Here is a 10,399-nt window from a genome sequence, read left to right on the forward strand (position 1 = left end):
CAAAGAGTCTGATCCTCGTGCTCGTAGCAACAATCCCAGGTGCCCGTGCGGACTTCACGATCAGGCTGATATTCGGGCTCTCCGGCACCACAGTGAAACCGACGTCGCCGGGCGGCACCTCATTCTCACCCATCCCAGGCCGCGGCGCGCCGCGGTGGGAGGCTGATATGGAGGTCTTGTTGGCATCAAGTGGCAGGAGTGGATTTCTCGTCTCGGTGGTCGGACGAGCGGCGTGGGCAGGGTGGCCCCGCTCGGCGTTGGCGGGACGGCACGGGCGAAGGTCCAGTCGTTCGACGGTCCTGTCAGACTGATATTCGAGGGCTGGCTACCTCACGACCGGTGATGCGTCGCGGGTCCGCAGTCTAGGAGCGGGCGCGGCCAGCACCCGGCGGGTGCGGGTTGCCCATAGTCAGGGTCGCGGGCCCTGGGATGCGACGTCCTGGGCCTTGCTGCTGTCCGTGCGCGTCCCGGCAACGTCGACCGAGAGCGGTTGTGCGACAGTCAGGTGATGGTGGCGGCCTCCCACAGGAACGCGGACAGTTCACGGGCGCAGGCGACCGCGACGACACCTGACGGCCTGCGTCGTTGGGTGTGCAGCCGCTGCCACTGGCGGTACAGGCGTTGCAGGGCGCGCCAGGCGACCGCGCACACCCGTGGGTCGGCGCCGGCCTGCCGCCGCTGCAGGGCCACGCCGAGGCGTGGTGGCCGCCGGTAGTGGTGCGCGGCCTCGACCAGCAGCCGCCGCGCGTGCGACGGGCCGGCCTTGGTGATCGCCCCCTGGCGGCGGGTGTCGTCGCTGGTGTGCTCGGACGGGGTGATGCCGAGGAACCCGGCCAGCAGCCGGGGATGCGCGAAGCGGGCGAAGTCGCCGATCTCGGCGCACAATTTCCGCGGCCGACAGCGTGTCGATCCCACGGAAACAGCGCAGCACCGGCACGGTCGCGGCGTATGGGCTGGTGGGCACGAGCTCGGCGATCGCGGCGTCCAACGTGGAGCGCCGCTGCACCAGCGCCTGCACGGCGGCGAGGTAATCGGCCAGCGTGATCGTGGAGGCGGTGTCGTCGAAGGTCAGCCGTGCCAGCCACGCCAGGTGCGCCTGGGTCCACGCGCCACCAGGACCGGGATAGACGAGCTCGCGGCGCAACAACAACTTGCTGAGCCGGTGGCGTGCGCGCATGAGATCGCCGCGCACGGCCTCCCGCGCACGGACCAGATCGCGGAACTGCTCCTCGGCGACGGTGGGCACCCGCGCGAAGGACAGCTCGCCGGCGGCCCGCAGCCGCGCCAGCCGCACCGCGTCGCGGCGGTCGGTCGTGACCCGATCCGTCGGCCGCTTCGGGATCAACGCCGGCGTGGTCACCCGCAGATCGATCCCCTCCTCCCGGGCCGCCCGCGCGAGCCGAACCCGGTGGGGCCGGCCTCGTACACGGCATGCACGCCCGGGCCCAGGCGGCGCAGCCACGCGATCGCCGGGTCGGTTCCACCCGCAAGCCTGGTCACCGACAGTTGTCCGGTCGCAGCTTCCAGCTGCGCCGCGTGGGTTCTGGGCAGCATGGACGTCGAGGCCGGCAAAGATCACACTATGCGCCATGGTCGGCACCTCCCATGACTGGGGTACCCGGCCCGAGGCCCATCCTCGGACCGGCCAGTCCCCGCACACTTCATGCGCGGGGTGCCGACCGGTCAACCCTCGACCGGCCGCCGCTCCATAGGGTCTAGCGCAGCTGGCACGATGGCACGGTGGTTGCCTGAACGCACGATGACACAGCGTTCTGCCAGTGGGGGCAGGGCATGGACCGGGCTCCAGCCATGGTCCGACGATGCCATGACGAAGTGCTCGCGCACCATGCGCACGATCAGGTGGTCGTGCTGGACGAGTCGACGGTCGGCGACCACAGCGACAGCGAGCTGCCCGGGTATGTACACGACCGCACCCGGGACGACCGGACGAAGTGCTCCGACGTGCTGACTCTGGACCTCCTGGCCCGCCACGGTGGTGTCTGGCTCGACGCGACGTGCCTGCCGCGTCGCCACCTCGCCGGACTGCTGCCCGAACTGCTCCCGTCGGCTTCTTCGCGCTGCGCTTCCGGCAGGCACGGATGGCGACCTGGCTGCTCGCCGCCAGGCCAGGTGATCGAACAGTCGCGATCCTGCGGGCAGCAGAACTCGTGTACTGGCGGCACCACGACAAGCCGATCGACTACCTCGTGCTGCACCACCTGTTCGAGTCGTGTTCCACATCGCTGGCGACGTCCATGCCGTGGTGGAGGCGATGCCGTGGGTCAGCGCGCACTCGCCGTCGACGTTCGCACGCGCGACGTTCGAGCCGTACGACCCGCGGCGATTCCGTGAGCTGCTCGACAGGGCCTTCGTCCACAAGCTCAGCCGCAAGACGCCGCCGGGACGCGATTTGCGCGGCACCATGCTCGAGCATCTGCTGGAGCACGGCGTGCGGACGACGATCTGACGCCCGGTCCGTCGATCGCCTGCGCTCGGGATGTCACGCGGACCGGACAGGCCCACGCCGACGTCGGTGGCAGGGAGGCTGCGGATGGCGACACCTGGGGGGTGGGACCGACGCATGCGGGATCGTCTCCCCGGAGCGCATGGCCACGGGCACCGGCATCACGATCCGTGTCCGATGGCCGCAGGTGCCACCACTCATCGCGTCGGGCTTCAGTCACGCCGACGCAGCGGATGATCGAGCGGTGTCTCGATGACCACGAGCGGAAGGCCGTCCGGGTCGTGCACCACCGCTTCGATCAGGCCCCACGGCTTGCGCTCCGGCGGCTCGGCGATCTCCACACCGCGGCTCGCGAGCTCGTCGCACGCCGCCGCGACGTCGGCGACCTGCAACCACAGGCGCACACCGGCGGGCGCGGGTGGCGCGGCGTGGTCGGGTGGCGTCTCGGTCAGCTCCAGGTAGCCACCACCGAGGAAGTAGACGATGCCTCGGTGCGGCACACTCCCCCACTCGCGGTAGCGGACGAGTCCGAGGCGACCCTCGTAGAAGTCGATGGCCTCGTCGATGTCGGACGGCCGGAGCAGCACCCGTGAGGACAGCACGTGCATGCCGTCCACGGTAGTCCACGTCGTCGAACGGGCCGACCACCCACGGTGAATCCCGAGCGACCCCGGCCGACGATGCGCGCCGAGCGGTTCCCCCGGGGAGCCATGCCGCAGTCCCCGGGACCTGCTGACCAGGCAGTACGTGGACGGGACGCTGAGGCCGTGACGGCCTGGAGCTCGCAGGCCGTCGACTGCTCGACCGGTGGCTGCTGCCCGCGGTATCAGGCCGACGCCGACGAGGCGTGTCTCCGTGGAACCATGCGGCGATGCGGACAGCCGATGCTCGACCACCTCGACAAGTGGCGCGCCACCGTTGAGTTCCGATCGCAGCGCCCGGTAGCCGTCGGAGTCCAGCGTTGCACGACTCGGTCGCTGTTCGCCGTCATGTGTCGAGCCCGCGCGTACCTCCTGCGAGATCAGCGAGATCGGCGGCCGCCTGTCCCGCTGACCAGCCGGTCGCGTTGCTGATCCGGGTCGTTCGCCGCTCGACCTGCCCGAAGGCCGCCGTGACCGCCGCGTGCACACGGTCGTCACGTGCGGCGAGCACGGGCAGAAGTCGGGCCTGCGCGGCGCCGGTCGCAGCCACCTGCACGTCGGCCGTCGCACGCAGCCGCTCGCCGACGCGGGTCGCGAAGCCGAACAGGAAGGCACGGCGGAACGAACGGGTCGTCGACCGGCCATCGCGCCCCCGCCGGGCGCCCTGTCGCGCGATGGCGTGGGTGGCCTGGGCCAGCAGCGACGCGCCCAGCAGCTCGACCGCATCCAGGTCGCTGTCGTAGCCGAACACCGTCACCCACCCCAGGTCCGGGCTGTGGACGGCCTGGCACCGGTTCGCGTCCGCGACCACCGCGAGCAGCGACGCCTTCGCGTCCTGGTAGGACCCGTCGATCGGGACGCGGCGCACCGAGGGCTCGCCCGTGTCGTCCGGGGTGTGGGCGAGGGCGTCGGCGATCGCGTGCCGCGTGATCAGCTCCTGGGCCTTCGCAGTCAGCGCCTCGGCCTCCTCGTCGAACTCGGTCGACTCCGCTTTCGCGAGCAGCGCCCGGACCCGCGCGAGCGTCCGCTGGTCCACATGGGTGGCCGCCAGTCGATCGGCGGCCAGCGTCTGTCCCGGGCCGGGTATGACCGGTGGGATCTCCGGCAGGCGCGACAGCAGCGCGAGCACCGGGACCACCAGCCTGACGTCCGCATCGTGCGACGCGGTCGCGTGGACATTCGCCGACCACGCGTCGAGCTGCGCCTGCCACCGGTCGTGCGGCGGCGCGCCCGACCGCGTCCGCCGCTGCGCGTCTGCGACGACCGCGCGACGGACGACGTTGGTGTGCGCCCTGGTCAGACGGTGCGAGGTGACATGCGCGACGTCGACGGGCGACCATCCGTGTTGCCACAGTGCGTCGAGCACGGCATCGAGCCTGCGCGTCGCGGCAGCGCGCACGGGAGCGCCGTCCATGGCGAGCCCGGTGAGCATCTCGACCAGCACGTCGTGGACCTCTGGGTCGGTCTCCCAGGCGTGGATGGCGTCCACGAGCATCGCGTCGATCTCGCTCTCGCCACCCCTGGGCGGGTCGGCTCGGGCGCCACCGGCGTACCGCGCGCGCTCCGCGCGTCTCAGTCGCTGCTTCGCCGCCCGTCGCCGCCTGTTGTTCCGACCCATCGCGGTAGTGTGCCCGACCCCGTGCGATGTTGCGCGTCAGCCGGTCGGCGGGCTGTGGATGACGCGCAGCGTTCGCAGCCGGGAGGCCGACCCGCCCGGCGCAGCCGACGAGCTATGCGCGCCGGGTCGCCCTGTCGGCGTCGCGCAGGGCGTCGTCGAGCCATGCCCGCAGCGCCGGCTCGGGTGCCGCGCCGGTCTGCCGAGCCACTACCGCGCCGTGGCGCAGGACGATCAGCGTGGGGATGCCCCGCACCCCGAAGCGTTCCGCGACGACAGGCGCCTCGTCGACGTTGACCTTCACGAGCTTGACGCGTCCCGCCGTCGCATGCGCCAAGCGCTCGAGCGCCGGACTGACCATCCGGCACGGCCCACACCACGGGGCCCAGAGGTCCAGCAGCACGGCGACCTTCGACGAGTCCGCGACCGCGTCGAACGTCGCCGCGTCCGCGTCGGCCATCCAGGGCAGTGGTGCGTGGCACTGTCCGCACTGCGGGATGCCGCGCGCGACCGCCGGAACCCGGTTCCTGCGCCCGCACGACCCGCATGCGATCACATCGGTGTCTGCCGCCATCATCCCAGTCTCGCACGCTCCGGAGGGGGCGGGTCGGATGGGCGGCCCGGGAAGACGGGTCGAACTCACTCCGCGATCGGCGGTACGGTGTTGCCCACCGTTGACCCGTACGACGGGAACGATCATGATCGGCACTCCGGCAAGCGACGGTCACGAGCCAGACCTCGACGACGCGGACCTCGAGACGCTCCGCAACGCCTTCGTCGAGACGTACAACGCCAGGGACCTCGACGCCATCCTGACGTTCGTCGCAACTGACGCCGAACTGCCCGACGTCAACGGCGAGGGGCCCGACGCGCTCGCCGAGGACCTGCAGGCCGTGTGGGAACGCTCCCCGGCCGTCGTCCTCACGCGTGCACTCGTCGGGAACGCCCCCGCAGCCGTGGCGTGGCTGCCCGACGAGCACGGGCAGTGGACCCGTGTGGGGCTCCTGACCTTCGACAGCGACCGCGGACAGCTGACGGTGATCGAGATGCCCGACGACGTGGAGTGTCTGCACGCCGCGCTCGCGGACGACCCGATCGGCGATGTCATCGACGAGGAGCTGGACTGGTCGGAGTGGGACAGTGGCGAGCCCAGCGGTGACGGCGACGGGGACTGGCACGAACACCAGCTTCCCGAGAACTGGGCCACCTGACGGTCCAGCCGGCCACGCCGATCGCCGCTCGTCGCCGCCACCGTTGGTGCAGGCTACGGAGCGGCGGGAGGGAGCGCGGCGTAGGCGTAGCGCTCGATCGTCGGTCCGTAGATCGTGGCCAGGCGGTTCGGATCAGCCGAGGCGAGCGGCTCAAGGCGCACCACGTAGCGGGCAAGCAGCAGGCCGGCGACCTGGGAGCCGATCAGCACCGCGCGCAGCTGTGACTCCGGTCCTGGTAGCCGCTCCGCGAACGCCGTGATGATCGACCGCTCGATGAACTGCCGGACCATGTCGGCGACTGGGCCCTCGCCCGCCACCGATCGGAGCACTGCCACCAGCGGGTTGTGATGGGCGGTTGCGTCCCAGATGCCCAGCATCGTCGAGATGAGGCGTTCTCCCATCTCGCCGGGTTCGGCCTCGTCGAGGATTCCACGCACGACGGCGGCGGGGTTGACCGAAACGTGCAGCGTGGCGATGAACAGCTGCTCCTTCGAGCCGAAGTAGTGGAGCACGAGGGCGGGATCGACACCGGCTGCCGTCGCAACACCCCGGATCGTCGTGCCGTCGTACCCACGGCTGGTGAATTCCCGACTCGCAGCCTCGAGGATCTCCGCCTGCGTGTCAGGCCTGCCCGGCCGACGGCCCTTCCTGGCCCGTGGCAACTTCGAACCCTGTCTGTACAGCGATATTCAACAACTGTAGAATACAGCCGCAATGGAACGCGTCGCCCGCATCATCGTCCACCGCTCGCATGTGGTGCTGGCGGCGACCGGCCTCATCTCGCTCGTGGCGGTCGCGATGCTGTTTCGCGTCAGCTTGAACGCCGACGTCTCGTCTTTCCTGCTCGAGGGCAACGCGACCGGTGAACAGTTCGCGGCACTGCAGGACAAGTACGACACGCGGGACCCCATCAACGTCGTCGCGTCGCTGCCGGACGGGCAGACGTTCCGTTCGTCGGACAACCTCGCGCTCGTGGCCGACCTGCGCGACACGCTCCTCGAGGTCGAGGGGGTCGGCGAGGTGGCCACGGTCGTACCGGCTGCCGATCCGCTGACCGGGGCCACACTCGATGCCCAGACGCTGCGTCGTCAACCTGACGCCGGCGCGGCGATGCTGCTCGACCAGAGCCCGGTCTCCGAGCTGCTGGTCAGCTCCAACGCCCAGCACACGCTGCTGATCGTCACCGCGGAGACGGACCCCACGGCGACAGCGCGGCGGGTGACCGACGTCTCGGTGTCGGGTCTGGGGCTCACCTTCTCCGGCAACCCTGTCGTGTTCGCCTCGGTCATCGACGCGCTGTCGGTCGTGCTGCTGGTGATCCCGCCGATCGTGATCGCGCTCCTCGTCGCCGTGTTCTTCTCGACCATCGGCGACCGGCGGCTGAGCGTGCTGGCCATCGTCCCTGCGGTCCTCGGATCGTTGTGGACCTTCGGGCTCATATTCGGTCTCGGTTTCGAGATCGACGTGGTGACCGTGATCGTACCGATCTTCGTGATCGTCATGGGGTCCGCCGACGGGCTGCACTTCGTCACGCACTTCCAGAACGAGGCCGCCCGCACCGCCGACACCGTCGAGCGGGTGAGCTCGGCGCTGTCGCAGGTCGGCGTGCCGATGATCCTGACCACCGTCAGCACCGCGGCGGGGTTCCTGTCCCTGGTCGTCACCGACGTCGAGCCGATTCGACAGCTCGGACTGTTCACGGCCGCGGGCATTGCCTTCGCCGGCATCGTGTCGTTCTTCTCGTTGCCGGCGCTGCTCAGCCGTCTGCACCTGCGTCCAGGCAGACGTCCGCCGATCCTGGGACGACCGGTCATCACGGGCCTCAAGGCACTGGTGCGCACCCGGATCCCCGCAGCGGTGCTCACGGCCGGGCTCGTCGTGTTCGCCGCCATCGGCCTATCCCGATTGGAGGTCAACGCCGATCAGCTGTTCTTCTTCGAAGACGACGACCCGGTGCGCATGGCATTCGAGCGCACCGAGGAGCTGTTCGGGGGCGCGACACCGCTGATCGGCGAGTTCGTCTTCGACCCTGCGGCTCCACGGGAGTCGCTCAGCGCCGCCCGCACCACGTCCGAGGACCTCGAGCAGCTGGCCGGGGTCCGCGAGGTCTTCTCCGTCGCCGATCTCGCCGATCAGCTCCCACCGGACCAGCTCGACGCGATCCTCAGCGGACGTCAATCGCTCCCGTTGGGTGACATGGCCAGCGACGACGGGCTGCGGTTCCTGCTGCTACCGAGCGACTTCACGACTGAGGACCTCAACAGCTGGCTGTCGTTCGCCGGGCAACGCGACGAGATCCGCGTGCTCACGGGGTTGCCGGTGGTATGGGACGAGATCGCCCGCCTGGTCCTCAACGCACAGCTCACGTCGCTGATCGTCGCATACGTGCTGGTCGCGGCGATGCTGGCGGTGGCCTACCGACGGTGGCGGGAAACGCTCGTGTCGTTGGTGCCGATCACGCTGACGATCGCAACACTGCTGAGCTTCATCGCCCTGTCCGGCATGCAGCTCAACCTGCTGACCGCCGTGGTGTCCAGCATCGTGCTCGGGGTCGGCATCGACTACGTGATCCACTACATCGCCGCCATCAACCACGCGCGGGGCGCCGGCGACGGCTACGTCCTGCGCGCCATCGACCGCGCGGGCCCACCGATCGTCGCCAACGCGCTGGGCATCGCCATCGCCCTGAGCGCGCTGTGGCTGTCGCCACTGAAGATCCACGCGCAGCTGTCGCAGATCATGTGGGTCGCGATGGTCACCGCCGGCGTCACCTCGCTGGTCGTCGTGCCCGCGCTGCTCCCACGCGAGGGCGTCCGCGCATCGCAGGAGGCCACGCCGACACAGGCCGTCCCCGGCGACGCGGCGGTCTCGCCGTAGGATCCACCGTCCTGCGCCTGGGATCCCATGACGGCGGGTGCTGCACCGACCGTCAATGATGACGGACAGTACCCGGCGCGCGGCACCAGCCGGCGCCACCCCCGAACACTTCAGGCCGTCGAGCTCGTCGCCGTCCTGGACGACGGCGAAGGCGTCCGAACGGATGCCGTTCGAGGTCGGCTCCGACCGTGAGTGCATGGCCGCGGCGAGAGCGGCGTCGACGGCGTTGCCACCCGCTGGAGCATCTGTAGCCCCTGCGCCGCCAGCGGCTGTGACATCGCGACGACGTTGCGCCGATGGACGGGACCGCCGTGTCGGCCTCCTGCCCACGGCCGACCTGAACAGCCTTCAGATCGGCGCAGGCCAGTTCGCAGCAGTTCACATCAGTGTGTCAGGCCACGCTCGACCGCATCAGTGGTCCGTTCGGCACGCCGGTCATCGCGACGTCGCACGACGAGGTGTCGATGGACTGGCGCAGCGGGGAAGAGGCCTCAGGCCTCGGTCCCACGGGGCCGTGACACGGGCACCTGTCGGCCTCGCCCGGGGTCGGGCGGCCGTGCGTCGGACCGCGTCGTGTTCGTCCCCGTCAGGACTCGCCGGTCTCGTCGGCGGGTTCGTCCCATTGCTCGGCGATCTCGCCGTGCGCGATGCGGAACCGGTTGACGCGTCGGGCGTCGCGGGCCACCGGCCCCCGAACGGCGGCGACGGTGGTCGCCGACCCGATGGGCGTTGCGCTCCATCCGCGCGTGAGCAGTCCGCTGTCGAGCAGGAACGCGCGGATGGCGGCGCGTCCGTGGTGGTCGCCGCTGGTGGTGTGCAGCACGGCGTCCGGTGCGTAGAGCGGGAGCACCGCGTCAAGGTGACCGCTGTCGGCGCCGGCGATCCAACGGCGCACGAGGGCGACCGGCTGGCCAGTGGCCGGCGGATCGGTCGCGCCGCCCTGATGCGTGAGCGGCGGCCGGCCCTTGTCGTCGGGTCGGCGGGCGCCGGTCAGGTCGCCGTACCGCCGCTGCCGCGTCGTCGTCCGCGTGCCTGGGACCGCCGTGACCCGGACGGCGACGGGTACGCCCTTGACGCGCTCGACGTCGAAGTGCACGCGTGCGCCGGCGGTGCGGGCGCGAGGCTCCACGTCGTACTCGTGCGCCGGGTACTGGCGGCCAGAGGCCTCGATGCGGCCGTCACCCGATCCGGCGTCGAACCACAGCATCACTCCGTTTGGCATCCTCACCGCTCCTCGGCCATGACGAATGCGCTGTCGACCGCCTGTCAGCCAGGCTGCCCAGGCCGTGTTGCGCCCAGCTGGCTCCGAACGCAGGCCTCGAGGGTCCCGCGCCGGTCTCGATACGACAGCGGTCACTGGTCCCGGTCGTGCTCGAAGTGCTGCACGAACGCGCGTCGGATCCTGGGAGGACGTAACCGATCCGACCGTCGTCGGACCAGCGCACCACATACGGCGGCTGGCCGTCGCGGCCTCTGACTTCGAGTATCTCGGCGTCCCGATCGGGCTCGCCGACGCGGTGCCGCTTGATCACCAGTCGGTCACCGACAGTCGCGCGCAGGTCCTTCATCGCCGTCCCGCTCTCGGGTTGCT

9 protein-coding genes are annotated in these 10,399 nt (G+C 70.5%); 3 read left to right on the forward strand and 6 right to left on the reverse strand.

The window, feature by feature from the left end:
• Positions 1-501: 501 nt before the first annotated feature.
• Positions 502-885 carry a transposase gene (locus tag VK923_16500; GenBank protein HSJ46278.1) on the reverse strand — a complete coding sequence of 128 codons (384 nt, stop codon included), beginning with the start codon at positions 883-885 and terminating at the stop codon, positions 502-504.
• Between the two features lie 1,345 nt (positions 886-2,230).
• On the opposite strand from VK923_16500, the gene VK923_16505 reads away from it, so the two are divergent.
• Positions 2,231-2,467, forward strand: a complete 237-nt coding sequence (locus VK923_16505) for a hypothetical protein (GenBank protein HSJ46279.1) — start codon at positions 2,231-2,233, stop codon at positions 2,465-2,467.
• 209 nt (positions 2,468-2,676) lie between these two features.
• On the opposite strand, the gene VK923_16510 is transcribed toward VK923_16505, so the two are convergent.
• The 3 genes from VK923_16510 to trxA form a co-directional block, all read right to left on the reverse strand.
• A complete protein-coding gene (locus VK923_16510; protein HSJ46280.1) occupies positions 2,677-3,072 on the reverse strand; it encodes a VOC family protein in 396 nt (131 codons plus the stop codon).
• A gap of 379 nt (positions 3,073-3,451) precedes the next feature.
• Complete coding sequence (locus VK923_16515) at positions 3,452-4,600, reverse strand: DUF2786 domain-containing protein (protein HSJ46281.1); 1,149 nt, start codon at positions 4,598-4,600, stop codon at positions 3,452-3,454.
• Positions 4,601-4,835: 235 nt separating this feature from the next.
• Positions 4,836-5,180 carry a thioredoxin gene (gene trxA / locus VK923_16520; GenBank protein ID HSJ46282.1) on the reverse strand — a complete coding sequence of 115 codons (345 nt, stop codon included), beginning with the start codon at positions 5,178-5,180 and terminating at the stop codon, positions 4,836-4,838.
• Between the two features lie 238 nt (positions 5,181-5,418).
• Here trxA and VK923_16525 point away from each other — a divergent pair, with 238 nt between their 5' ends.
• A complete protein-coding gene (locus tag VK923_16525) occupies positions 5,419-5,931 on the forward strand; it encodes a nuclear transport factor 2 family protein (protein HSJ46283.1) in 513 nt (170 codons plus the stop codon).
• 53 nt (positions 5,932-5,984) lie between these two features.
• Here the strand turns inward: VK923_16525 and VK923_16530 are convergent, their stop codons facing one another.
• On the reverse strand, positions 5,985-6,593 hold the full coding sequence (locus VK923_16530) for a TetR family transcriptional regulator (GenBank protein ID HSJ46284.1): 609 nt from the start codon (positions 6,591-6,593) through the stop codon (positions 5,985-5,987).
• Between the two features lie 52 nt (positions 6,594-6,645).
• Here VK923_16530 and VK923_16535 point away from each other — a divergent pair, with 52 nt between their 5' ends.
• On the forward strand, positions 6,646-8,808 hold the full coding sequence (locus VK923_16535) for an MMPL family transporter (GenBank protein ID HSJ46285.1): 2,163 nt from the start codon (positions 6,646-6,648) through the stop codon (positions 8,806-8,808).
• Between the two features lie 586 nt (positions 8,809-9,394).
• On the opposite strand, the gene VK923_16540 is transcribed toward VK923_16535, so the two are convergent.
• Positions 9,395-10,030, reverse strand: a complete 636-nt coding sequence (locus VK923_16540) for a nuclear transport factor 2 family protein (protein HSJ46286.1) — start codon at positions 10,028-10,030, stop codon at positions 9,395-9,397.
• Positions 10,031-10,399 lie beyond the last annotated feature (369 nt).

The sequence above is a fragment of the Euzebyales bacterium genome (assembly GCA_035461305.1).
Classification (GTDB): Bacteria; Actinomycetota; Nitriliruptoria; order Euzebyales; family JAHELV01; genus JAHELV01.

What these genes read in the sequence shown, in the direction of transcription:
- VK923_16525 (HSJ46283.1), top strand. Translation starts at nt 5,419, where the DNA reads ATGATCGGCACTCCGGCAAGCGACGGTCACGAGCCAGACCTCGACGAC.
- trxA (HSJ46282.1), bottom strand. Translation starts at nt 5,180, where the DNA reads ATGGCCGACGCGGACGCGGCGACGTTCGACGCGGTCGCGGACTCGTCG.
- VK923_16540 (HSJ46286.1), bottom strand. Translation starts at nt 10,030, where the DNA reads ATGCCAAACGGAGTGATGCTGTGGTTCGACGCCGGATCGGGTGACGGC.
- VK923_16535 (HSJ46285.1), top strand. Translation starts at nt 6,646, where the DNA reads ATGGAACGCGTCGCCCGCATCATCGTCCACCGCTCGCATGTGGTGCTG.
- VK923_16510 (HSJ46280.1), bottom strand. Translation starts at nt 3,072, where the DNA reads ATGCACGTGCTGTCCTCACGGGTGCTGCTCCGGCCGTCCGACATCGAC.
- VK923_16515 (HSJ46281.1), bottom strand. Translation starts at nt 4,600, where the DNA reads ATGCTCGTGGACGCCATCCACGCCTGGGAGACCGACCCAGAGGTCCAC.